Source organism: Serratia sp. CoH_122_TC_1 (assembly GCF_058191755.1).
This window is the reverse complement of the sequence record NZ_JBXWLA010000006.1, coordinates 197,726-220,804: the sequence shown is the minus strand read 5'-3', so window position 1 is coordinate 220,804 and position 23,079 is coordinate 197,726. Positions and strand designations below refer to the sequence as shown.

General features: G+C 54.4%; 20 protein-coding genes and 4 tRNA genes. 8 read left to right on the top strand and 16 right to left on the bottom strand.

What is annotated here, in order from left to right; translation table 11 throughout:
* Window positions 1-141: 141 nt before the first annotated feature.
* Entirely contained in the window at window positions 142-1,020 is an 879-nt protein-coding gene (gene pldA, locus AC2FC2_RS09975; protein WP_209637783.1) for a phospholipase A, read from the bottom strand.
* Between the two features lie 201 nt (window positions 1,021-1,221).
* Here pldA and AC2FC2_RS09970 point away from each other — a divergent pair, with 201 nt between their 5' ends.
* Window positions 1,222-1,692, top strand: coding sequence for a thioesterase family protein (locus AC2FC2_RS09970; protein ID WP_037426267.1), 471 nt, complete (start codon window positions 1,222-1,224; stop codon window positions 1,690-1,692).
* A gap of 64 nt (window positions 1,693-1,756) precedes the next feature.
* On the top strand, window positions 1,757-2,644 hold the full coding sequence (gene rarD, locus AC2FC2_RS09965; protein WP_209637787.1) for an EamA family transporter RarD: 888 nt from the start codon (window positions 1,757-1,759) through the stop codon (window positions 2,642-2,644).
* Between the two features lie 7 nt (window positions 2,645-2,651).
* Here rarD and AC2FC2_RS09960 read toward each other — a convergent pair whose 3' ends face one another.
* Together AC2FC2_RS09960 and corA are read right to left on the bottom strand one after the other, a co-directional pair.
* Window positions 2,652-3,710: an AbrB family transcriptional regulator gene (locus AC2FC2_RS09960; RefSeq protein ID WP_490659159.1), complete on the bottom strand. Its 1,059-nt coding sequence runs from the start codon at window positions 3,708-3,710 to the stop codon at window positions 2,652-2,654.
* A gap of 110 nt (window positions 3,711-3,820) precedes the next feature.
* Window positions 3,821-4,771, bottom strand: a complete 951-nt coding sequence (gene corA, locus AC2FC2_RS09955) for a magnesium/cobalt transporter CorA (protein ID WP_265556405.1) — start codon at window positions 4,769-4,771, stop codon at window positions 3,821-3,823.
* A 445-nt stretch (window positions 4,772-5,216) separates the two neighbouring features.
* On the opposite strand from corA, the gene AC2FC2_RS09950 reads away from it, so the two are divergent.
* The gene (locus AC2FC2_RS09950; RefSeq protein ID WP_209637794.1) at window positions 5,217-5,690 is read left to right on the top strand and encodes a WbuC family cupin fold metalloprotein; all 474 of its coding nucleotides are present in this window, start codon (window positions 5,217-5,219) and stop codon (window positions 5,688-5,690) included.
* A 138-nt stretch (window positions 5,691-5,828) separates the two neighbouring features.
* On the opposite strand, the gene uvrD is transcribed toward AC2FC2_RS09950, so the two are convergent.
* The 6 genes from uvrD to lptM form a co-directional block, all read right to left on the bottom strand.
* Window positions 5,829-7,991 (bottom strand): DNA helicase II, encoded by a 2,163-nt coding sequence (uvrD, locus tag AC2FC2_RS09945; RefSeq protein WP_209637796.1) that lies wholly within the window; start codon window positions 7,989-7,991, stop codon window positions 5,829-5,831.
* Between the two features lie 188 nt (window positions 7,992-8,179).
* Window positions 8,180-8,896 carry a 5-amino-6-(5-phospho-D-ribitylamino)uracil phosphatase YigB gene (gene yigB, locus AC2FC2_RS09940; RefSeq protein WP_490659158.1) on the bottom strand — a complete coding sequence of 239 codons (717 nt, stop codon included), beginning with the start codon at window positions 8,894-8,896 and terminating at the stop codon, window positions 8,180-8,182.
* Window positions 8,896-9,807 carry a tyrosine recombinase XerC gene (gene xerC / locus AC2FC2_RS09935; RefSeq protein ID WP_209637800.1) on the bottom strand — a complete coding sequence of 304 codons (912 nt, stop codon included), beginning with the start codon at window positions 9,805-9,807 and terminating at the stop codon, window positions 8,896-8,898. The genes yigB and xerC overlap by 1 nt, the downstream gene beginning before the upstream one ends.
* On the bottom strand, window positions 9,804-10,508 hold the full coding sequence (locus AC2FC2_RS09930; protein ID WP_209637801.1) for a DUF484 domain-containing protein: 705 nt from the start codon (window positions 10,506-10,508) through the stop codon (window positions 9,804-9,806). The genes xerC and AC2FC2_RS09930 overlap by 4 nt, the downstream gene beginning before the upstream one ends.
* Window positions 10,505-11,329 carry a diaminopimelate epimerase gene (gene dapF / locus AC2FC2_RS09925; RefSeq protein WP_209637803.1) on the bottom strand — a complete coding sequence of 275 codons (825 nt, stop codon included), beginning with the start codon at window positions 11,327-11,329 and terminating at the stop codon, window positions 10,505-10,507. The genes AC2FC2_RS09930 and dapF overlap by 4 nt, the downstream gene beginning before the upstream one ends.
* A gap of 58 nt (window positions 11,330-11,387) precedes the next feature.
* Window positions 11,388-11,585 carry an LPS translocon maturation chaperone LptM gene (lptM, locus tag AC2FC2_RS09920; protein ID WP_314590912.1) on the bottom strand — a complete coding sequence of 66 codons (198 nt, stop codon included), beginning with the start codon at window positions 11,583-11,585 and terminating at the stop codon, window positions 11,388-11,390.
* A 78-nt stretch (window positions 11,586-11,663) separates the two neighbouring features.
* Here lptM and cyaY point away from each other — a divergent pair, with 78 nt between their 5' ends.
* Entirely contained in the window at window positions 11,664-11,984 is a 321-nt protein-coding gene (cyaY, locus tag AC2FC2_RS09915; RefSeq protein WP_209637807.1) for an iron donor protein CyaY, read from the top strand.
* 46 nt (window positions 11,985-12,030) lie between these two features.
* On the opposite strand, the gene AC2FC2_RS09910 is transcribed toward cyaY, so the two are convergent.
* A complete protein-coding gene (locus tag AC2FC2_RS09910; protein ID WP_209637809.1) occupies window positions 12,031-14,583 on the bottom strand; it encodes a class I adenylate cyclase in 2,553 nt (850 codons plus the stop codon).
* Between the two features lie 316 nt (window positions 14,584-14,899).
* Between AC2FC2_RS09910 and hemC the strand changes: the two genes are divergently transcribed.
* From hemC to hemY, 4 genes are read left to right on the top strand one after another with little or no spacing between them, the layout of a single operon-like run.
* Window positions 14,900-15,841 (top strand): hydroxymethylbilane synthase, encoded by a 942-nt coding sequence (hemC, locus tag AC2FC2_RS09905; protein ID WP_490659157.1) that lies wholly within the window; start codon window positions 14,900-14,902, stop codon window positions 15,839-15,841.
* On the top strand, window positions 15,838-16,578 hold the full coding sequence (gene hemD, locus AC2FC2_RS09900; RefSeq protein WP_209637813.1) for a uroporphyrinogen-III synthase: 741 nt from the start codon (window positions 15,838-15,840) through the stop codon (window positions 16,576-16,578). The genes hemC and hemD overlap by 4 nt, the downstream gene beginning before the upstream one ends.
* A 23-nt stretch (window positions 16,579-16,601) precedes the next feature.
* Window positions 16,602-17,726 carry a uroporphyrinogen-III C-methyltransferase gene (hemX, locus tag AC2FC2_RS09895; RefSeq protein WP_209637814.1) on the top strand — a complete coding sequence of 375 codons (1,125 nt, stop codon included), beginning with the start codon at window positions 16,602-16,604 and terminating at the stop codon, window positions 17,724-17,726.
* Window positions 17,727-17,729: 3 nt separating this feature from the next.
* A complete protein-coding gene (gene hemY / locus AC2FC2_RS09890; protein ID WP_490659156.1) occupies window positions 17,730-18,923 on the top strand; it encodes a protoheme IX biogenesis protein HemY in 1,194 nt (397 codons plus the stop codon).
* A 992-nt stretch (window positions 18,924-19,915) separates the two neighbouring features.
* On the opposite strand, the gene AC2FC2_RS09885 is transcribed toward hemY, so the two are convergent.
* From AC2FC2_RS09885 to wecG, 6 genes are all read right to left on the bottom strand, one after another.
* A tRNA-Pro gene (locus AC2FC2_RS09885) sits at window positions 19,916-19,992 on the bottom strand.
* A gap of 76 nt (window positions 19,993-20,068) precedes the next feature.
* A tRNA-Leu gene (locus AC2FC2_RS09880) sits at window positions 20,069-20,155 on the bottom strand.
* 43 nt (window positions 20,156-20,198) lie between these two features.
* A tRNA-His gene (locus AC2FC2_RS09875) sits at window positions 20,199-20,274 on the bottom strand.
* Between the two features lie 64 nt (window positions 20,275-20,338).
* Window positions 20,339-20,415, bottom strand: a tRNA-Arg gene (locus AC2FC2_RS09870).
* 135 nt (window positions 20,416-20,550) lie between these two features.
* Complete coding sequence (gene thrP / locus AC2FC2_RS09865; protein WP_209637818.1) at window positions 20,551-21,954, bottom strand: bifunctional threonine/serine APC transporter ThrP; 1,404 nt, start codon at window positions 21,952-21,954, stop codon at window positions 20,551-20,553.
* 370 nt (window positions 21,955-22,324) lie between these two features.
* Window positions 22,325-23,065, bottom strand: a complete 741-nt coding sequence (gene wecG, locus AC2FC2_RS09860) for a lipopolysaccharide N-acetylmannosaminouronosyltransferase (RefSeq protein WP_209637820.1) — start codon at window positions 23,063-23,065, stop codon at window positions 22,325-22,327.
* Between the last annotated feature and the right edge of the window lie 14 nt (window positions 23,066-23,079).

Genomic DNA, 23,079 nt, shown 5'->3' with positions numbered 1-23,079 from the left:
CACTTTGAACGGTATTCCCAAAGTCATTGGAGCTACGGCAAGGCGGCCAGTAGGTGAATCCCCGGGAGCTTGGCCAACCAAGTGAGCGGGGGTGAGTCTACGCAGCCAACACAGCAGCAGCTTCAAGTACGCAGGGTATGATTACATAATATCGTTTAGCATGACACCAACGCCAACCCGTGTCTGCCGGAAGTTGTAATCAATCAAGGATTCGCCGTAGCCGCTGAACACCTGAGTGTAGAAACGCACGTGCTTGCCGATCGGGTAGCTCCAGCCCATTTCCGCGCCGCCGTAGCCGCTGTTCCAGTTATAATGGCTGTCGACGCTGAATATGCTGTCACCCCAGGCATAACCGACTTTCAGGCGGTAGTAACCCATGTATTTGGTGATATCCGGGTTGTCGTCGCTGCTGTCGCTTTCCGAGAAACGGAACCAGGGTTTGAGATCCACCTGCCAGTTGCCATTTTGCGCCATAAAGCGCGCGTAACCGCGGTTCCAACTGCGAGAAGTGGGATCAGAGCGGCCGTTGGATTGGTGGTTAAGACCAACTTCAACGTCACGCAGTGTCCAACCGGCAAAGCTGTAATCCGTCGCCCAGCCCAAGAATACCTGTGGTTCATAGTTGGTCTCACGGAAGGGCGATGACTCACTGTGGTTGGAAAGCTGCCACCATGAGCGTTGCGTGTAAGAAGCGCCCAGCACAGAGTTGTCGCCGGCAATACCGCGCCACAGTGGAAACGCCAGGCTGAGCTGGTATTTCACTTCATCCTTGCGTGCATTTTCGGCCCAGTTATAGGACTTGATGGCTTCTTTGTTGATATTGCTGGTATCGGTGTACAACACGTAGTTGGTATCGTACGGGTACAGCGTAAATGGGTTGTCGTGATCCTGCAGCATGTTGGCAATAATGCTGCCGCGCACCGCCGGTTTATCATGAATTTGCTGCTCTTTGGCCTCTTCCGCCTGAACCACCAGCGGCACCGCCAGCGTGGCTAAAACGATCCCTGACAAAATGCGCATAACGTTCCTCACCCCAACAAAAAATGACAAACTCTGAAATAAAAACAGGCCATTTTACACACAAAGGCGGTTTTACAGCAGCGTGACGTGTATTTATTGGATTAGTCTGGAAAGCAACAAAATATAGGCATAATATCAACAAACAGTTAACCTGGACTGACCAGTTACCTTCCCTACTACACAGAACAAGCATAGGTATTTATGTCTACAACACCACTGACTCTCGAAGCCGCACGCCAGAAAATTGGCGAAATCTTTGTTTATCACATGCCGTTTAACCGCGAGCTGGGCCTTGAGCTCCGCCGCTTTGACGACGACTACGTGGAGCTGAGTTTCACCAACCAGCCCAAGTTGGTGGGCAACGCTGCCCAGAAGATCCTGCACGGTGGCGTAATCGCGTCGGTACTGGACGTCGCCGCAGGGTTGGCGTGCGCCGGCAGTGTGTTGATGCGTCTGGATCCTCTGCTCGAAGAAGAAGTCGCTACTCGCCTGTCACGCATGGGGACTATCGATCTGCGCGTTGACTATCTACGCCCGGGTCGCGGTGAGCACTTCGTGGCTGCGGCCAGCGTCTTGCGCAGCGGCAACAAAGTTGCTGTCGCCCGCGTTGAACTGCATAACCACGATGGCCTGCATATTGCCAGTGCCACCGCCACCTACCTGGTCGGGTGATTGTATGCGGTGAGCGTCTTCAGTACACTCACCGCACCTCCGTTTTACCCATCTGAGTATCGTCATGGACGCACAGCAAACGCGGCAGGGCATCTTCTTTGCTCTTGCTGCCTATTTTATTTGGGGCATTGCTCCGGCCTATTTCAAACTGATCCAACAGGTCCCTGCCGATGAGATCCTCACTCACAGGGTCATTTGGTCATTCTTCTTTATGCTGGCGCTGATCTCACTGGGCCGCAATTGGCCACAGGTGCGTGCCGCCTGCCACAACCGCAAACGGCTGTTGCTGCTGGCGGTGACGGCACTGCTGATCGGCGGCAACTGGCTGCTGTTTATCTGGGCGGTGAATAACCACCATATGCTGGAGGCCAGCCTGGGGTATTTCATTAACCCGCTGGTGAACGTGCTGTTGGGGATGTTGTTCCTGGGGGAGCGCTTCCGCCGAATGCAGTGGCTGGCGGTGGTATTGGCGTTCGCCGGCGTACTGATTCAGCTATGGCAATTTGGCTCTCTGCCGATTATTGGCCTGGGGCTGGCGTTCAGCTTCGCGTTCTACGGCTTGCTTCGCAAGAAAATTGCCATAGACGCACAGACCGGTATGTTGATTGAAACCCTGTGGCTACTGCCCGTGGCGGCGGCGTATCTGTTCCTGTTTGCCGACAGCCCGACCAGCCACCTGGGCGCTAACCCTGGGTCGTTAAACCTGCTACTGGTGGCTGCCGGTATCGTCACCACCGTGCCGCTGCTGTTCTTTACTGCCGCAGCGACCCGCCTACGCCTGTCGACACTTGGCTTTTTCCAGTACCTCGGCCCCACGCTGATGTTTCTGCTGGCCGTCACCTTCTACGGTGAAACTGTGGGTCAGGACAAACTGGTGACCTTCGGCTTTATCTGGGCAGCGTTGATTCTGTTTATCATGGATGCGCTTTACACCCAACGCAAACTACGCTGAACCAACGTCAGGTTGATGCCGGCGCGGCGCGGTTGGAAATAAACCGCGCCATCGCCGGCCCCGTCAGCAAAATGGTGAACAGCCGCAGTGTCTGCATCGCCATCACAAAAGACATATCTACCCGGCTGCCTGCGGCAATGATCGCCACGGTATCCAACCCGCCAGGGCTGGTTGCCAGATAGGCCGTCATCATATCCACCGGCAGGAAATGCGTCAGCATCCATGCCAGCAGGCCGCAAATCAGCATCAGCGCGACGATCGACACCACCATTTGCGGCAAGGTACGCAGCGCCAACAAAAATATCGGTCGGGTGAAACGTAGCCCAACGCTCCAGCCAATCAGAGTATAGGCCAACGCCAGTAGCCATTCCGGCACCTGCAGGGCCATCGTCCCGCTGGAATGCAGCGCCGCACCGATGATCATCGGCAACAGCAATGCACCAGAGGGAATACGCAGCCGGGGCCCCAACCACGCGCCGATCATAGCCACTCCCAGCGTCGCCAGAAAGCGCCAATCCAGCGACGGGAACCATTCCAATGCTGCGCTACCCTGGCCCGCTTCATCCCCCAAACCAATACGGGCCACTAACGCTGCCGCCGTCGCGACAAACAGCACCCGCAAGTACTGCATGAATGCCACCAGCCGGACATCTGCACCAAAATCTCCGGCCATCGCCACCATCGCCGACGCACCGCCGGGCGATGAGCCCCAGGCCCCCGTAGGCCCCGGCAAACCGCTAAAGCGCACCAGGCACCAACCGGAAATACCACTCGCCAACAGCGTCGCGATCAGTACCAACAGCACCAGAGGCCAATCATTGAGTAACGGCGTGAGAATCGCAGGGGAAAGGCTTTGCGCAATCATGCAGCCCAGTACCGCCTGCGCAGCGATAAAAAGGGCGCTGGGAATACGTACCGTGGCACCCAATAGCCCCATCGCCACACCGACAATCATCGGCCCCAGCAACAGCGCAGCGGGAATATGAAAGGTTTGCAGGCCAAACCCCAGCACCAGCGAGGCCAGCAGCAGGATTGACCATTGAATCAAACGGGGGGACTTCTCCATCAAAACTCACGCCTTACAGACAGATAAGCTGAGGGAGCATTCTACCCCTTTTTTGCAGGCTAAGACTGGGGTTAGGCAGAAATATCGGGCGAACAAGTTCGCCCCTCAGGTTAAAGCCAGTTCTTGCGCTTGAAGTACAGATAGGGGGCTAACCCTGCCAGGATCATCAGGCTGATAGCACCAGGGTAACCAAACGACCACTTCAGCTCTGGCATAAACTCAAAGTTCATCCCGTAGCTTGAGGCCACCAGCGTTGGCGGCAGGAACACCACGGACACCACCGAGAAGATCTTGATGATGCGGTTCTGCTCAATATTGATAAAGCCCATCGCTGCCTGCATCAGGAAGTTCACTTTCTGGAACAGCGATTCGTTGTGCGGCAGCAGGGATTCGATATCACGCAGCACTTCACGCGCCTGTTCCAACTGACCGGTCGGTAACCGTGCCTTACGCACCAGGAAGTTCAGAGCACGCTGGGTATCCATCAAACACAGGCGCACTTTCCAGCCGATATCTTCCAGCTCTGCCAGCGTTGACAGCGCTTCGTCGTATTCGTCACCCTGATGGCCTTCCATGATCACCCGGCTGAGTTTTTCCAGATCGCTGTAGACGTTTTCGATCTCGTCGGCTAACTGCTCAATCTTGGTTTCGAACAGATCCAGCAATAGCTCGTAGGCATTGCCGTCGACCATCGTCAGGTTACGGGCACGCATACGATACAGGCGAAACGCCGGCAGTTCGCGCTCACGCAGGGTATACAAGCGGCCATCACGAATGGTGAAAGCCACCGTGGAGTTACCGGCATGATCTTCCGCATCTTCAAAATAGAAGAAAGAGTGAATATGCAAACCGTCTTCGTCTTCGAAAAAACGCGCGGAGGCTTCGATATCGTCTAGCTCCGGGCGTGTCGCCAGGCTTTGGCCCAGCTCGCTTTGAACGCGCTCACGCTCGCCTTCTTCCGGCTCAACCAGATCAACCCACAATGACGTGGTCAGATCATCGGATTCATCCAACTCCAGACGGGACAGGCGGCTGTTATCTAATTTAAACGCGCTTAGCATGTGCCAAACTCCCTTAGGGTGACAGGGGTAAACAACGCGTGGAAGCACAGAAACAGAGGGGGTGTTGCATCACCAGCTTGTTTCAGACCATGAAGGATCTGACTCGTAGCGACACTTAAGAGGTCGCCGACAACCACGAAGGCTATCAGCTCAATAGGATAGCCTTAGAAGTTGTACCTGTTGTTGTCCAGGTCAGTGAGCCAGTATCTACTGGGTGTGTCCAAGGCGTATGTCCTCATTGATAATAGTGCGCGCATGTTACGCCGAGAAGAAAAAGTCTGTCAACACGTTAGGCACGATAATTGCGCAACAATTCATCGCTATGACGAATAGGATAAATTCGGCTTAATCCGCGATAAACGGTAACGAAAAAGTCGCGGCGATCTCTGACCACGCCCAAGAATGTTGCTAAGATTACGCCACGATAAGCTTGCGGACTTTACGAATGAAACAGATTACTGCCCACGACCTGACCACCATGAGTGAACAGGCCGCCAAAGTGGCACGCCTGCGCGCGCACCGCACGTTACACGACGAGTTGAGCGATCCGGTACAACGATTGGCGATTGCCATGGAACCCGGCACCTATATCCGCCCACACCGTCATCCGCAAACCTGGGAACTGTTAACCCCGCTGCGCGGACGCTTTGTAGTACTGCAATTTAACGAAGAGGGCGTCGTCACCCAGCGAACCCTGCTCGGTGAAGAAACCAAAGTGCTGGAAATGCCGGCATATACCTGGCATGCCGTGCTGTCGGTTGATCCAGGTGGTGTGGTTTTTGAGGTGAAACAAGGGCCTTATCAGGCGCTGTCTGAAGAAGACTGCATGCAGTGGGCACCGCAAGAAGGGGCTGAAGGCACCGAAGCGGTGATGCGTTGGTATGCCACTGCGCAAGTGGGTGACCGTTTCGCTCACTGAGGCGGTTCTTCAAACCGCCGCAATATGCTCGGCTTAATTCGAGTCGCATGAAGGCCGCGAGACCCTGAATCCCCAGGCGCTGAGTGAACCAGGTGCCTGGGGTAAAACAGGTGCAACCAGCAGTATAACGAGTATAAGTTACACCGTTTCCAGGCGGGCGTAGGCGGCGACAAGCCACTTAATCCCTTCCCCTGGAAACGCAATCTGCAGCCGGCTGTGTTCACCACTGCCTTCCAGATTGACGATGGTCCCTTCACCAAACTTGGGGTGACGCACTCGCTGGCCCAGCTTATAACCGGTGTCGTTTTCACTGATCGGCGTACCCATACGGCGATGACTCACCGGCCGCGAGACACTGGCGCGCAAACGCACTTCTTCCACGCAATCTTCCGGCAGTTCACCGATGAAACGTGAAGGGCGGTGATAAACCTCTTTGCCGTACAGGCGGCGTGTTTCAGCGTAGGTCAGCGTCAATTTCTGCATGGCACGCGTCAAGCCAACGTAGGCCAGACGGCGTTCTTCTTCCAAGCGCCCACCTTCATCCAGCGACATTTGGCTTGGGAACATCCCCTCTTCCATACCGACGATAAACACCAGCGGAAACTCCAGCCCCTTGGCCGAGTGCAGGGTCATCAACTGCACCGCATCCTGATAAGCATCGGCCTGCCCCTCACCCGCTTCAAGTGCCGCATGTGAAAGAAATGCCTGCAGCGGCATCAGATCCTGATCTTCATCCTGATAGCTGTACTGGCGCGTTGCGGTTACCAGTTCCTCGAGGTTTTCGATACGCGCCTGGCCTTTTTCGCCCTTCTCCTGTTCATACATAATGAACAGACCCGAATCACGGATCACCCGGTCAGTCTGAACGTGCAGCGGCATATCGGCGGTTTCGTGCGCCAGTGCGTCCACCAGTTCGGTAAAACGTTGCAACGCAGATGCCGCGCGCCCGGCCAGCACTTTGTCCTGCAACAGCGCGCGGGTGGCCTGCCACAACGTCAGTTGGCGATCGCGTGCTGTACGACGCACTTCGTCCAGCGTCCGGTCACCAATGCCACGCGTTGGGGTATTTACCACACGTTCAAACGCCGCATCGTCGTTACGATTGGCGATCAACCGCAGGTAGGCCAATGCGTCCTTGATCTCCTGACGCTCGAAGAAGCGTTGCCCGCCGTAAATGCGGTACGGCATTGCCGTTTGCAATAACGCTTCTTCCAATACACGTGACTGGGCATTGCTGCGGTAAAGAATGGCACAGTCATTCAGTGCGCCACCGTTCTCCTGCCAGGCCTTGATGCGGCCAACCACAAAGCGCGACTCGTCGAGTTCGTTGAAGGCACAATAGATTGAAATGGGTTCACCATCCCCGCCTTCGGTCCACAGGTTTTTACCCATGCGCCCGCCGTTATTGGCGATCAGGGTGTTGGCTGCTTTCAGAATATTGCTGGTCGAACGGTAGTTTTGCTCCAGAAGGACGCTCTGGGCACCAGGGAAATCCTTCAAGAAACGTTGGATGTTCTCCACCTGAGCGCCACGCCATCCATAGATGGACTGGTCGTCATCACCCACGATCATCACGTTGCTGTTATTGCCGGCCAGCAAGCGGATCCAGGCATATTGGATACTGTTGGTGTCCTGGAACTCGTCCACCAATATGTTGGTGAAGCGTTCGCGGTAATGATTGAGGATATGCGGCTTGTTCAGCCACAGCTCATGGGCACGCAACAGCAGTTCGGCAAAGTCCACCAGCCCGGCACGGTCACAGGCTTCCTGATACGCCTGATAGATACGCAGCCAGGTTGCCTCTACGGGGTTGTTATAGGTTTCAACATGCTGTGGGCGCAGGCCTTCATCTTTTTTGCCGTTGATGTACCACATCGCCTGACGCGGCGGCCACTGCTTTTCATCGATATTCAACGCTTTGACGATACGTTTGAGCAGGCGGAGTTGGTCGTCGCTGTCGAGGATTTGGAAGTCTTGTGGCAGGTTGGCGTCCAAATGATGAGCACGCAGCAGACGATGAGCCAAGCCGTGGAAAGTGCCGATCCACATCCCCCCCTGGCTGGTCCCAATCAGGTGTTCGATACGGTGGCGCATTTCCGCCGCCGCCTTGTTGGTGAAGGTCACCGCCATAATGGAATACGGCGAACAGTTCTCTACCGACAACAGCCAGGCGATGCGATGCACCAGCACTCGGGTTTTACCACTGCCCGCGCCGGCCAGTACCAACAGGTTGCCACGTGGCGCCGCCACGGCTTCGCGTTGTTTTTCATTCAGGCTGTCGAGCAGATCGGAAACGTCCATAGGCACCATTAATTGGTAAGGGAAAGCGCGTCAGAAATGCGATTCCACTGTGAATTTATACAGAGTCAGTTTGGGATTATACCCGAAATAATTGAAGTTGCAGCAAGGCGGCCAGTGTGCGAGCCCCAGGAACTGACTCCAGTCAGTGGCTGGGGTGACAACACCGCTGCGGTTTCAAGCATGAAGGGCTATAACAATGCTGTCAGCGATGCCAACTGAGCGATCTCAATGTGTGGCAGCAGGCGACTGTCAGCGGCCTGCATCAGGCTGCGTTGACGGTCGTTGATCCAACAGGCTTGTAAGCCGGAACGTAACGCCCCGGCGACGTCAGTGGTCAAGTCATCACCGACGTGGAGAATAGATTGAGGCGCGATCCCTAACCGTTCGGCGGCCAGCTGGTACATGTCCTGATAAGGTTTGGCGCGGCCATCCGGCCCCGAACGCAACACAAACTGAAAGTAACCATCCAGCCCGCAGAGCGCAGGATCGGCATTGCCATTGGTGATCGCCACCAGCGGAAAACGTTCACCCAAGGCTTTCAACGTCGCATGGGTTGCTTCAGGCACATCAATGCGGCTACGCCACAGCGCAAAGTTCTGCATTGCCGCATCCGCCCCACCGGCGGCTTCAGCATCACGCAGCCCCTGTCGGCTCAGCGCTAGGTGGATCGCCCGCCAACGCCATTGGGTGACGTCGTGATAAATTTCCGGGTCCTGTTCACGCAGTTCCTGACGCAGGCGGTGAAAATCCGCCGACTGGAAGTGGTTCAATCCAGGATGGTAATTCTGCAAAAAGGCCACAGACTGCAGCTCAGTCTGTTTGATCACCGGACGGTTGTCGTACAGCGTGTCGTCCAGATCAAAGGTCAACGCCGCCAACGGCCGCAGCGGACGATAAAAATGCATCAGGATTTCCCCCGTTTGGCACGTGGATGCGCTGCATCGTACACGGTCGCCAGATGTTGAAAGTCGAGGTGGGTATAGATTTGAGTGGTGGTCAGGTTGGCGTGGCCCAGCAGTTCCTGTACCGCACGCAGATCGCCGCTCGATTCCAGCATATGGGTTGCAAACGAGTGGCGCAGTTTGTGCGGATGAATATGGCTGTTAACGCCCTGCTTGATGCCCCACTCGGCAAAACGCTTTTGCACGTTGCGGGTCGAGATACGCTTACCTTGATTAGACAGGAACATCGCATCGTCTGACGGCCCAAATAAATCGCGCATCGCCAACCAGTGTTCAAGCCAAGTCACCGCGGTGCGACCTACCGGCAGCTTGCGTTCCTTGCTGCCCTTACCCAGCACCCAAATTTCACCCGCACCCAGATCGACATGGCGGCAATCCAGCCCAACCAGCTCCGAAAGACGCAGACCGGCACCGTACATGACCTCAAGCATGGCCCGATCGCGTACCGCTAGCGGATCGTTAAGATCGATATCCAGCAACTGATTCATTTCATCGACGTCGATGTTTTTCGGCAGATGCCGACCGCTACGTGGCGTTCGGATACCTTTCGCAGGGTTAGCAATCAGCATACCCTGGCTGACCTGCCAGTCGAGAAAACTGCGTAACGCCGACAGGCGCAACGCGAGGCTAGAAGACTGTAACCCGGCACGTTTACTGCGCGCTGCCAGCATACGGACTTTGGCAGCATCCAAAGCCGGCCATTCCGTCACGCCCATCTCTTGCGTCAAGACCATCAGCGCCTGCAACTGGCGCGAATAGCTTAACTGTGTCAATGGACTGAGCTGGCGTTCCACCTTTAGATAACGCAAGAAAGCGTCCACCGGCTGTTGCAGGCTGGCCGCCAACGGGATCATGCGCGTTCGATCCAGCGTTCCAGCAGTTCAGGCAACATACGCGCCAGCTGATTGAGCATCACCGTACCCATGCCCTGCTGATAGTGTTGGGTATCACGGCTACTGAAAATCACCATGCCAAGCTCACCATTATCACCCAGCATCGACAGCGCTACCGAACCGACCAGCTTGGCCTGTGGCAGTAACAGCAACAACTCAGGACCGTTAAGGCTCCCAAGGAAATGTTGCTGATCGCCCAAGCGCTGAATACGCAACGGCTCAAATGACGAACGCGTCAGGCCAAGATGCGTAAAGTCGGAAGGCGCGCCAATTTTCCAGCTTTCTGAAAACAGACGGATATTGGCACCGGCCAGACCGAATCCGCGTGCCCAGCGTTGCAGGCGGTTGAGCATATCCTGCAAGCTACTGGCCGTGGCCAGATTGGCCTGCAAATGCAACAGGCTGGCAAACAGCGTTTCGTTCGCACTGGCCTGCTCCATCAGCAGCGTGATTTCTTCTTCCAACTGATTGATATGATTACGCTGGCGGGCCAGATGCCACTCGACCAACGACACAGTGCCGCGAACGGGATGGGGAACGCGCATCTGTTCCACCAAACGCGCATTGCGGATAAAGAAATCTGGGTTTTGCAGTAAAAACTGCATTACGGCGTCATCGTCAAGCTCAATGCCCGCGACAGCCTGGTCCTCAACGCTCTTCATAGATGAATAAATCCGTCATATACATGGGTTGCCGGACCGGTCATAAACAGCGGGCTACCCGGTCCTTTCCAGCGAATATGCAGGCTGCCACCCGGCAGTTCTACATGCACCTCTTCTGACAGCAATTCTTGTTGAATCCCCACCGCCACTGCAGCACAAGCGCCGCTGCCGCAAGCTTGCGTTTCGCCAGCGCCACGTTCATAGACGCGCAGCTTGATATGCTCACGGCTGACAATTTGCATGAAACCGATATTGGCCCGTTCCGGGAAGCGCTCGTGCCCTTCCAGTACCGGTCCAAGCAACTCCACCTTGGCGGTTTTTACATCATCCACCTGTAAAACACAATGCGGATTGCCCATCGACACCACGCCACACAACACCGTATGTTCGGCCGCACGCATGATGTACGTCTTTTCTTCTTTGGTCGCACGAAAAGGGACGGCCTGAGGATCGAAGTTTGGCTCGCCCATATTCACACAAACCAGATCGTCATCGGTGACGCTCAGCACCATACGCCCCGTTTGGGTACTGACGCGAATATCACGCTTATTGGTCAGCCCTTTCAATCGCACAAAACGGGCGAAACAGCGGGCACCGTTACCACACTGCGCCACTTCGCTGCCGTCAGCGTTAAAAATACGGTAGTGAAAATCCAGTTCAGGATCGTAAGGCGGTTCTACCACCAGCATCTGGTCAAAGCCAACGCCCAAGTGCCGATCGGCCAAACGGCGGATCAGCTCGGGTGAAAAATAGACATTCTGTGTAACGGCATCGACCACCATAAAGTCGTTGCCCAGACCGTGCATTTTGGAGAACTGCATATCATACTCCGCTATCCGTCTTGAGTTTGCGATGGCCCACGCCGCCGCAAACAAGATGTTACTGGTCGCTCATCGACGGTTTTTGCTGAGACCCAGAAAGCTCCTGCTGATTTTTCTGTACTTGATCGCCAGTCTGAACCTGAGGTTTCTTGCTGGCCGGATCGGCTGGAGGGAAGTACAGCGGGCCTTTCAGACCGCAGCCAGAGAGCCCGGTAAACAGCACTGCCATCAGCGCATAGCGTAGTTGTTTTTTCATTTGCATTAATGCCTGTAATTCATGCGTCCAAGGTCTCTATAATCGCAGGTGGATCATGAAAAGCAATAGGAATTGAATATGAACGACAGTGAGTTTCACCAGTTGGCTGACCAACTGATGCTTAATATTGAAGAGACACTGGACGATTTTGACGGCGATGCAGACATCGATTACGAAACTAACGGCGGAGTAATGACGTTAAGCTTCGAAAATGGCACCAAAATTGTGATCAATCGCCAGGAGCCGCTGCATCAGGTTTGGCTGGCGACCAAAACCGGCGGCTACCACTTTAACTACCGTGACGGCGTGTGGGTCTGCGATCGCAGCGGTCGCGCCTTCTACCCGTTACTGAGTGAAGCGGCCAGCGCACAGGCCGGCGAAGATGTGGCATTTGCCTAAGTATGGTGGCGTTCACAGGGGCTCAGCACGTTGAGCCCCTGTGAAATCAATGCAATTGAAACTGCTGCTTCAGCGGCAGAGTTGCACCCTCGGTCAGGGGAACGCACAGGCTCGACAATACATTGCTGCGGAACGGGATGACCTGAGTGCGGCCATCGAGCTGCACGATCTGATAAAACTGGGGCAGGTTGAAGTTGATAAAGCTTGAACCGTACGTGAAGCGGTCATGTGAGGAAGAGTAGAACCGGCTGACATCGCGCACCAGCTCCTCTTTACTGCCTTCACAATGGTGGTACACCTCAACCCGGTTAGACTCATCCAGAATATAGATGTTAAAGCCTTTATCGTCCGACGTGTCTTCGAAGAAGAACTGGATGATCCCTTCACTGGCAAAGCCATCCACTACCGGAGGCAAATGCACCTGATCGGTTTCTACTTTGATCGACAGACCATGCAATTTGTTGTTCGAAATGGCGCCGTAGAATTCCACCGCATTTTCCAACTTCTGCACCGACACGCTCAGGCGCTCGAAGAACAAGCCCCATGTTTGTCCGGCAACGCGAACCGCTTTGAAACGACCCGGTTCCAGGCGTGTGCTGGACAAGCGCAGCTCAATGCATTCAGAAACCAGCTGCTGTATACGCGTACGGATGAGGCCGCGCAAATGCTGGCTATAGCAGAACACCTCGACCGACTCCGGCGGAGCGGCATCCTGATGCATTTTGCCAAGAATAGTCTTCAACGCTTCCAACACCGATTGCTCACCGCTGAAATGCAAAGTACGCACTTCGTTCCACGAATTGCGGTACAGCAGATCGATACTGCCTACCAAACATTGCTGCTGCTGGCCAAAACTGAACACATCGAGCTTACGGAAATCGAAATGCACCACCTGATTACGGAAGGCTGCGGTCGGATCGTTTTCCAGATTGACGATAATCGCCAAATGGCGGATTTCACACGGGCTGTACAGCGCTTTTGGCGTAGGCGCCGCCAGCCGCAGCGGGAAGTGGTGCGACACGTCGGCCACCAGCTCCTGCAGTTTGGCCGTGTCGCACAGGTTACCGCTTTTGATGTGCAGCCGGGTCTTCGGCGTCAGCAGGCCGTTGAAATAGGCCCAGGCCACCAATTTATTCAGATAGCGGTTATATTCGAGAGGCTGATGGCTGACGATAGAGTCCATGGCCGGAGCCTGATTGTACAGATACCAGCCGGTACGGTTGGCGCGGCCAACCGGGACATGAATGAAGGTTAAGTCGTCTTCCGACAGATCTGGCGAAATCTGCGGGTTCACCAGCGTTACCTTGCCAGGCAGGGCTTCAAACGCGGCATACAGCTTACGGGTCAGCACGCCAATATCCTGCGGGCTGGCGCTGACGCTAAGATTGTTACGACGGGCGAAACGGATCAGGTTGCGATAGCTTTGCATCATCGCGTCCAACAGTTCGTTGTGCGCTTCACGTACCCGTTCGATTTTCCAGCCGGCGCGATTATCCAGGATCGCCAGGCGCTCTTCGTCCCAGCCCCATTCGCTAACCAGCTGGCTGAGAATTTCACGACGCCAGCCAACGCAGGCATTGGCACGCGACAATTTTTCACAGACTTTGAGATAGAAGCAGCGGCGGACCAGATCGAGGCGGGTAGTGTCGTTGATTTCAGTCAGATAATGCGTGACGCGTTCAAGCATCATACAGTAAGCGTCGAGACCAAAGCAGACGATCTCGCCCTGATGCAGACGCTGCTTGATGCCCATCGCCAACAGCTGCGTATTGGGGTATTCCCAGGAATAGGCTTCCAGCAGCAGGGTTTTCAGTACCGCTTTGTAAGGCGAGTCGATACTTTTATACAGTTGCCACAGGCTGGCACCAAAGTATTCCTCTGCCGACAGCGTACTCAGGCCGCCGAGATCCAGCCATTCGTTCGGCGTTAACGCCCCTTGCGAGTACAGCGACAGCACATATTCATCGTAATGCGCTTCTTCTTCGCCCGGCACCATATTCCATAAAATGCGTTTGCCGGCCAGCCGCACCGCGGTGCGATAAAACTCGTCCAACAGCAAAATATGCTGGGTAGAGCCACAGTCTTCACCACCCAGACTGCCGCTTTCGTTGTGACGGAAGCGGTTTTCGTCGATCAGGAAGAAGCTAACCTCAACCCCCATCGACGCAGCCCATTTTTCCAATAGGCTGCATTTCTGTTGCAGACGATTGCGTTCTTCGTTGTCCAGCCAAGACTGGTGGCATACCCAGATGTCGAGATCCGAACTGCAACTTTGACCGATCGACGAGGTGCTGCCCATGGAGTAAACCCCGGTAATCGGCAGTTCACCGCTGGCCAGCTTATCAAACGGGCTGCCCCATTTGTCTTCTAAATCGTTGAGGTATTCTTGCTGGGTTTCATCAGGCGTGTAGAGGCAAACGCCATGGGGAACGTTACCGTTCAGATAACCTGGCATCAGTGGGTGGTGGTGGTGCAATAAGGTAGGCAGCAGACTGTATACCCGTTGGAACGCGGGCTTCATGGCCGCTAGGGCGCGATCGATTCGTAATTGATTGATCGCATCCAGTCTCTGCTTCAGTGTCTCGATGTAGAGGTACAAGACGTCTCGCCTGATTATCCCGGTGTTTAGAAAAAAACCCGTATTCCATAAGCGCCGTTAGTGTTGGAAGAATATTTGGCAACTTATTGCTGGAAACGTGATCAATTTAACACCTTGCTGATTGACCGTAAAGGAAGTAACGCTTCACTATTACTGTAGCGCCACTCTAAACGATTTACCCGCAGTGTTAACTGCCCCAAAATACATCACACGTCCCGTTGATTCCGTTGTCCTTTATCCGCCTGTGGCTTCTTGCACTGACACTTTTCGTACTCAGTGGTAGGATGAATAGCGAATTATAAAAACGGTAACAACCATGTTAGACAAAATTATTCGAATTGCCACCCGCCAAAGCCCACTCGCTCTCTGGCAAGCACATTATGTGCAGCAGCGACTGATGGCCAGCCACCCGGGCCTACAGGTCGAACTGGTGCCAATGGTTACGCGGGGCGACATTATTCTGGATACACCACTGGCGAAAGTCGGTGGTAAAGGGCTGTTTGTTAAGGAACTTGAATTGGCGTTATTGGATGGCCGTGCGGATATCGCCGTCCATTCGATGAAAGACGTCCCGATCGATTTTCCCGAGGGTCTGGGTTTGGTGACCATTTGTGAGCGTGACGATCCGCGCGACGCATTTGTTTCCAACCGTTTCGACTCGCTCGATCAACTGCCGCACGGCAGCGTAGTCGGCACGTCCGGCCTACGCCGTCAGTGCCAATTGCGTGAGCGCCGCCCGGATCTGATCGTGCGCGATCTACGCGGTAATGTCGGAACACGCCTGGCAAAACTGGATAACGGCGATTACGACGCCATTATTCTGGCCGTCGCGGGGCTGAATCGCCTGGGGCTGGAACAGCGTATCCGCAGCCCGCTGACCCCGGAAGAATGCCTTCCGGCTGTCGGTCAGGGTGCTGTCGGCATTGAGTGCCGCCTCGACGATGAAACTACCCGCGCCTTGTTGGCGCCGCTCAATCACGCGGCAACCGAAATCCGTGTGCGCGCAGAACGTGCGATGAACACCCGTTTGGAAGGCGGTTGTCAGGTACCCATCGGCAGCTATGCCGAGCTGGATGGCAATAGCCTGTGGCTACGGGCGCTGGTCGGCTCCCCCGATGGCAGCCAGATGGTACGCGGCGAGCGTCACGGCCCGGCAGCACAAGCTGAACAGATGGGCGTTGAGCTGGCAGAAGAGCTGCTGGCGAAAGGCGCACGTGAAATTTTGCAGGATGTTTATCAGGGAAATCCCCCGGCATGACGATACTGGTGACCCGCCCCTCTCCGTCAGGAGAAGAACTGGTAAGCCGACTGCGCGCGCTCGGCCGGGTTGCCTATCATGCACCGCTGATCGATTTCGCCCCCGGCGGCGATCTGCCAAAATTGCCACAGGCATTGCAGCAGCTTAACGATGGCGATCTGGTGTTTATCCTGTCTCAGCACTCGGTGAGCTACGCCAACTCGGTGATGGGCCGCGTCGGGCTGTCATGGCCCGCCAGACTGACCTATTATGCTATCGGCCGCACCACCGCGCTGGCGATGCACCGGATCACCAGCCTACCGGTGGAGTACCCACGTGAGCAGGAGATCAGCGAAACCTTGTTGCTACTGCCTGCCTTACAGAAACTCGACGGCAAACAGGCACTGATCCTACGCGGCAACGGTGGACGCGAGCTGCTCGGCAATACCTTGAGCGAGCGTGGCGCAGCCGTCAGCTATTATGAATGTTATCAACGTAGCCCGGTGCATTATGATGGTAGCGAACAAAGCGCCCACTGGCAGCGCGCCGGTGTTGATACACTGGTCGTCACCAGCGGTGAAATGTTACAACAGCTCTATACTTTAGTTCCTGATTACTACCGTTCTTCGTGGCTATTACGTTGCCGCCTGGTCGTCGTCAGTGAACGTTTGGCTACCCTCGCCCAGGAATTGGGCTGGAGCACAATTCGGGTAGCTGATAATGCCGATAATGACGCGCTGATCCGCGCGCTACAATAAACCTGACTATGGGATGTGCCACTATGACGGAACAAAATACCCCATCCGCACCGGTTGAAGAGCCAACCACAGCGGTTGAGAGCCCCCAGCAGCCAGACGCTGACAAGCGCAAAGGTAAAAATACCGGCCCGGTATTAGGCGCAATTGCCATCGTGCTGGTTATTGCTTTGGCCGCCGGCGGTTATTACCACACACATCGACAAGCACAGCAGCTCATTGCCGCCAATCAAACCTTGCAGCAGCAGCTTGAAGCCCTGAAACAGAGCCAACAGCAAGAAAGAGGGGCGCTGGAAGGGCTGCTGCAGCAACAGGGTAAAACGCTGGATGCTGCCGATCGTGAGCAAGCGACCCTGGCACGCCAGCTTAATGAGCTGCAAGAAAAAGTCGCCATTATTTCCGGCAGCGACGCCAAAACCTGGTTGCTGGCGCAGGCCGACTTCTTGGTGAAAATGGCCGGGCGTAAACTGTGGAGCGATCAGGACGTCACGACCGCCGCAGCCTTGCTAAAAAGCGCCGACGCCAGCCTGGCTGACATGAACGACCCAAGCCTGCTCGAGGTTCGTCGCGCCATCACCGAAGATATCAGCACGCTATCTACCCTTACCCAGGTAGATTTCGATGGCATCATTCTCAAAACCAATCAGCTCTCCAACCAGGTTGATAATCTGCGCCTGGCGGATAACGACCGTGACGAAGCGCCAATGGACCAAGACAGCACCGAGCTGTCCAGTTCTATCGGCGAATGGCGGCAAAACCTGGCGAAAAGCTGGCATAACTTTATGGCCGACTTTATTACGGTCCGCCGCCGTGATAGCAGTGCAGAGCCCTTGCTGGCACCGAATCAGGACATTTACCTGCGCGAAAATATTCGCTCACGCCTGTTAGTTGCCGCCCAGGCAATCCCACGCCATCAAAATGAAGTGTATAAACAGTCGCTGGAAACCATTTCTACGTGGGTCCGCGCGTACTTCGATACCACCGATCCCGCCACGAAAGCGTTCCTGGAAGAGTTGGATGCGCTGAGCCAGCAGTCGATCACAATGGACGTGCCGGACCACCTGAAAAGCCAGCCACTGCTGGAAAAACTGATGCAGACCCGGGTGCGTAATCTGATGGCCCAGTCCCCTGCAGCCCACCAGGAGGGATAAGCCATGTTACGCGTGCTATTTCTGTTCCTGGTGTTAATTGCCAGTGTGGTGGTTGGGCCGATGTTGGCCGGCCATCAGGGCTATGTGCTGATTCAGACCGATAACTACAACATTGAAACCAGTGTCACCGGTCTGGTGATCATGGGCGTCTTGTTGTTTGTGGTGCTGTTGGTGATCGAATGGATCCTGCGCCGCCTCTTCCGTACAGGAGCCCGTACCCGTGGCTGGTTTGTCGGCCGTAAGCGCACCCGTGCTCGCAAGCAAACCAAGGCTGCACTGATCAAACTGGCCGAAGGTGATTACAAACAAGTTGAGAAACTGCTGACGCGCAACGCGGATCACGCGGAGCAGCCGGTCGTAAACTACCTCTTGGCCGCCGAAGCTGCACAGCAACGCGGCGACGACTTCCGCACCAATCAATATCTGGAACGCGCCGCCGAAGCCGCCGACACCGATCAGTTGCCGGTAGACATTACTCGCGTACGCATTCAACTCGCACAGGGTGAAAACCATGCTGCGCGTCACGGTGTCGATCGCCTGCTAAACCAAGCGCCCCGTCACCCAGAAGTGTTAAGACTGGCGGAAATGGCTTATCTGCGTACCGGTGCCTTTGCCTCATTGCTTGAGATCTTGCCATCGATGAGCAAGATCAATCTGCATACCGAAGCTGAACTGCAAGCATTGCAGCAACAGGCTTATATTGGCCTGATGAATCAGGCAATGGCAGATGAAGGCAGCGACGGCCTGAAGCGTTGGTGGAAAGATCAAAGCCGTAAAACCCGCCATGAAGTTCCGTTGCAAATTGCGATGGTAGAACATCTGATCGAATGCAATGATCACGAATTAGCACAGGAAATCGTGCTCGACAGCCTGAAACGTCAATATGACGAGCGACTGGTGTTGCTGATCCCTCGTTTGAAGTCAGGGAATCCACAGCAGCTGGAGAAAGCGTTGCGTCAGCAAGTGAAACAACACGGTGCCACACCGCTGCTAAACAGCACGCTGGGGCAGTTGTTGATGAAACACGGTGAATGGCAACAGGCCGCCGATGCATTGCGGGAAGCATTGAAACAACGCCCGGATGCCTACGATTATGCCTGGCTGGCTGACGTGCTGGATAAGCTGCACCGTTCAGATGAGGCAGCTCAGATGCGACGTGAAGGTCTAATGTTGACTCTGAAGCAAAACGGCGACTAACGCGACCATGCTGTGTCTTCAAGGCGCGCCACTCGGCGCGCTTTTTTTATTCTCTTTATCCTATGCCTGAGGCGCACAAACGCAGCGGCACAGATGCAGCTTCAAGTATGGCAACGATGTATACCCGAAATAATTGCAGCTGAATCACGGCGGCAAGTTTGTAAATCCTCAGGAGCTTACTCAGGTAAGTGACTGGGGGGCGCAAACGCAGCCAAGACCGATGCAGGTTCAAGTATGAAGGGTATGGGCAAAAAAAAACACTTGCCGCGGTGGCAAGTGTATAAAAAAGCAATCAGGTCTAGGACAACAGGGGCGGTGCCTCACTCAACGTTATGCCCGGAGTGTGATGTCAGTGGCTGTAAGCAACGCTGACATCGTTCTGGTGGGCAATAGGCACCCTAAATCGGCTCTGCGTCATTCCCAGGGTTTATGAAGCCTAAGGCGAACATAAGAAGTGGAATGAGCATCTACGAGGTAGATATTGCACTTGGCGTGCCAACTTTTTCAAACAGCATCAATGTTTATAAACATTTCATCTATCACACTGAATTAAAACAGATTTGATCACACTAACATGCATCGTGCTTTCAGCCACCTGTTATCCGCTCCATCACGCTATGCCAGAAGATATGTCGCCTTATAACGACGACTTAAGCTAAAGCGATTTTTATATATATAAATCAATGCATTATATGTCTCATCCTGGCGACAATGCACCATGCGATTGTCGTGGAAAACCAACACGCCTGCGAGAGTGCGGCGAAAACATTAAACAGCGCTGGGACAGTTGGCCGAATGGCAGAAAGCGAAAAGCCCGCTCATTGCTGAACGGGCTTTTCTGAATATGGTCGCCGAGAGAGAATTACGCGCATCTTTGATGCTTGCCCTACGGGCCAACGCTAAAGCGCTGTTCAAACCTGTTCCAGACAGTTTTGCCTCATCCCATAAACTCCAGGCGTAAAAAAACCGACTTTCGTCGGTTTCTTTGAATGTGGTCGGCGAGAGAGGATTCGAACCTCCGACCCACTGGTCCCAAACCAGTTGCGCTACCAAGCTGCGCTACTCGCCGATTTCTTGTTGCAGATACTACTAAATTTTATCGCTTATGTCTATGTAAATATTAAATTTATTAGACATTTTGTGTGTGGTGCGAAGAGAGGGACTTGAACCCTCACGTCCGTAAGAACACTAACACCTGAAGCTAGCGCGTCTACCAATTCCGCCACCTTCGCACAGTCACAAAACAGCTTAAAATTCTTCACTTCTCTTAGGAAGTGGGGTGGCTAATGGGACTCGAACCCACGACAACTGGAATCACAATCCAGGGCTCTACCAACTGAGCTATAGCCACCATTTCTACTTCTTACTACTTCACGCGGTAATACTACCACCGCAGCTCTTGCACACAAACTTAATGGTGCGCCCGACAGGATTCGAACCTGAGACCTCTGCCTCCGGAGGGCAGCGCTCTATCCAGCTGAGCTACGGGCGCATAGCGCCGTTGCGGGAGGGGATACTACGGTTTTAACCTAATCCTGTCTAGTGCTTTTTCGCAGAAATGTTGCGTTTGATTACGCTTTGCTCACTCCTGCGCAGGAAAGGGCTATCCGTAGCCCCTTTTCACCGTTTATTGCTGGGTTTCTGTCCGTTTTTCAGCCGGATGATGTTTCTTGTGCATACCGAAAGCAAAGTAGCACAGGCTGACTGCCGCTAAGAATATCGCACCAACCAGCAGAGAAATGCGGGTATCCGGGTTAATTCCCATGCCGATCAGCACGCAGACCAGGAAAGCGATGGTCAAATAGTTCACATAGGGGAACATAATCGACTTAAAGCTGTGGGTTTTGATCGCTTCCTTATGAGCACGACGGAAATACAGTTGGCTAATCAACACCACAAACCACGGCACCATACCCGGCAGTACGCTGGCGCTATAGACATAAACGAACACCGCCTGCGGATTGGGGATCAAATAATTCAGACCAGAGCCGACCAACAGACAGGCGATGGTCACAGCAATACAGTTCACCGGCACGCCGCTGGCAGACAACTTGGTCAGTGAGGCCGGCAGTTGACGGTTCTTGGCCAATGCGTACAGCATGCGCCCCCCGCTATACATACCGCTATTGCAGCCAGAAAGCGCAGCGGTCAACACCACGAAGTTAATGATACCCGCAGCAGCAACGATACCGATTTTGGCAAAGGTCAGTACAAACGGGCTGCCGGTGGTGCCGATACCGTTCCATGGGAAGATGGTGACAATGACGAAAATGGCACCAACATAGAAAATCAGGATGCGCCACAGGATATTGTTAATCGCGCGTTTTAACGTCACCTGCGGGTTCTTGGCCTCACCGGCGGTGATGCCAACCAGCTCAACCCCCTGATAGGACGCCACGACAATACAGAGCGCAAACAGGAAGCCCTTCCAGCCGCCGGCAAAGAAACCGCCGTGCTCTGTCAGGTTGGCAAAGCCGATAGGTTGCCCCCCATTGCCGAAGCCAAACAAGATCACCCCCAGCCCGACCAGAATCATCACAATGATGGTGGTCACCTTAATCATGGCAAACCAAAACTCCAGCTCGCCGTACAGGCGCACCGCCGCCACATTAGCCAGCGCGACCATCGCCACGGCAATCAGCGCGGGTATCCATTGCGGGATCTCCGGGAACCAGAACTGCACGTAGACCCCAATGGCGGTGATTTCTGAGATACCAACGGCAATCCACATAAACCAATAGCCCCAGGCCGTCAGGTAGCCAAAATACGGGCTCATGTATTTATGCGCATAAACGGCAAAAGAGCCCGCGACCGGCTCAAGGAACAGCATTTCGCCCATCGAACGCATAATAAAGAACACGAACAACCCGGCGATGATATAAGCCAATAATACCGACGGCCCGGCCCATTTCAGCGTACTGGCGGAGCCCATAAACAGACCGACGCCAATGGTGCCACCCAGCGCAATCAGCTCGATATGCCGGGCTTCCAGCCCCCGATGTAGACCTTGCGGTTTTTCTTTGTGTGCCATAAATCCTCAGTATTATTTTTTTGATTGTGTTTGCATGCCGGCCGTTACCGGTCGTTATTGTTTTAATTAAAAATAGCGTAAATCATCTCCCGTCGCGGTGACGGACATCAACTGGCGATCGAGGCAATCTTACGGCGGAGAAAAACGTCGTTCAGTGCGGCCATATCTGGCGCCAACAGCTGGGGATAATTTCAGGGCGGTATCGTTTCGCATTTTGCCGCTATAAGCAAACCGCAATTTAAAACTTTATGGAATAAATGCAGGGGAGTTTAGGAACTGAGGTTATAGAGACGCTGAATAAACAGCCACAAAGCAGGTTATTTAAACAATTTGTTGCATCAGGGCGGAATAATCCGCCCCAACGTCGTGATTACATCTTACCGCGATAGTAGTAGCCAACAAACTTGAGCAATTTCAGCTGGCGGCCAAGGCGGCTCGGCTGGCTCAACAGCCGATACAGCCACTCCAGACCGAGGTTTTGCCAGATCTTTGGTGCACGTTTTACGTGCCCAGTAAACACGTCGTAGGTCCCGCCAACCCCCATATAGAGCGCTTTTGGATGGATCTTGCGACAGTCTCGCATCAAGATTTCCTGTTTCGGCGATCCCATGGCAACCGTCACAATGGCGGCGCCACTGGCGCGAATCCGCTCAAATAGCGCTTCACGTTGTTCAGGTTTGAAGTAACCATCTTGGCTACCGACCAGATTAACGTTCCACTGGCTACGCAGCTTCTGTTCCGTTTCCGCCAATACCGACGGCTTGCCGCCAATCAGGAACACTGGCGTACCCTCACGCCCCGCGCGTTGCATCAATGCTTCCCATAAGTCGGCTCCCGCGACGCGAGACACATCGGCACCCGGATATTTACGACGGATAGACCGAACCATGCTGATGCCGTCGGCGTACTTATATTCCGCTTCGTCCAGCAGGGCATGGAGTTCTGCATCCTGTTCGGCCGTCAGAATCTTTTCGGCATTCATGGCAACTAACGTGCCCTGTTTTACCCGGCCACCGTCAAAGAGAAAATCCATGCACTGTGCCATATCGCGAAACCCCCAGAGGCTGAAACCGCGCAGCTCATATTTGGGGACCGAGATTTTTACTTCCATCTTATTATTACCCT

Coding starts and splice junctions, on each gene's coding strand:
- hemY (WP_490659156.1), top strand. CDS start 17,730: ATGTTACGCGTGCTATTTCTGTTCCTGGTGTTAATTGCCAGTGTGGTG.
- AC2FC2_RS09930 (WP_209637801.1), bottom strand. CDS start 10,508: ATGAAGAGCGTTGAGGACCAGGCTGTCGCGGGCATTGAGCTTGACGAT.
- dapF (WP_209637803.1), bottom strand. CDS start 11,329: ATGCAGTTCTCCAAAATGCACGGTCTGGGCAACGACTTTATGGTGGTC.
- uvrD (WP_209637796.1), bottom strand. CDS start 7,991: ATGGACGTTTCCGATCTGCTCGACAGCCTGAATGAAAAACAACGCGAA.
- wecG (WP_209637820.1), bottom strand. CDS start 23,065: ATGGAAGTAAAAATCTCGGTCCCCAAATATGAGCTGCGCGGTTTCAGC.
- corA (WP_265556405.1), bottom strand. CDS start 4,771: ATGCTAAGCGCGTTTAAATTAGATAACAGCCGCCTGTCCCGTCTGGAG.
- hemX (WP_209637814.1), top strand. CDS start 16,602: ATGACGGAACAAAATACCCCATCCGCACCGGTTGAAGAGCCAACCACA.
- rarD (WP_209637787.1), top strand. CDS start 1,757: ATGGACGCACAGCAAACGCGGCAGGGCATCTTCTTTGCTCTTGCTGCC.
- yigB (WP_490659158.1), bottom strand. CDS start 8,896: ATGCATTTTTATCGTCCGCTGCGGCCGTTGGCGGCGTTGACCTTTGAT.
- thrP (WP_209637818.1), bottom strand. CDS start 21,954: ATGGCACACAAAGAAAAACCGCAAGGTCTACATCGGGGGCTGGAAGCC.
- AC2FC2_RS09950 (WP_209637794.1), top strand. CDS start 5,217: ATGAAACAGATTACTGCCCACGACCTGACCACCATGAGTGAACAGGCC.
- AC2FC2_RS09970 (WP_037426267.1), top strand. CDS start 1,222: ATGTCTACAACACCACTGACTCTCGAAGCCGCACGCCAGAAAATTGGC.
- cyaY (WP_209637807.1), top strand. CDS start 11,664: ATGAACGACAGTGAGTTTCACCAGTTGGCTGACCAACTGATGCTTAAT.
- hemC (WP_490659157.1), top strand. CDS start 14,900: ATGTTAGACAAAATTATTCGAATTGCCACCCGCCAAAGCCCACTCGCT.
- pldA (WP_209637783.1), bottom strand. CDS start 1,020: ATGCGCATTTTGTCAGGGATCGTTTTAGCCACGCTGGCGGTGCCGCTG.
- AC2FC2_RS09960 (WP_490659159.1), bottom strand. CDS start 3,710: ATGGAGAAGTCCCCCCGTTTGATTCAATGGTCAATCCTGCTGCTGGCC.
- xerC (WP_209637800.1), bottom strand. CDS start 9,807: ATGATCCCGTTGGCGGCCAGCCTGCAACAGCCGGTGGACGCTTTCTTG.
- lptM (WP_314590912.1), bottom strand. CDS start 11,585: ATGAAAAAACAACTACGCTATGCGCTGATGGCAGTGCTGTTTACCGGG.
- hemD (WP_209637813.1), top strand. CDS start 15,838: ATGACGATACTGGTGACCCGCCCCTCTCCGTCAGGAGAAGAACTGGTA.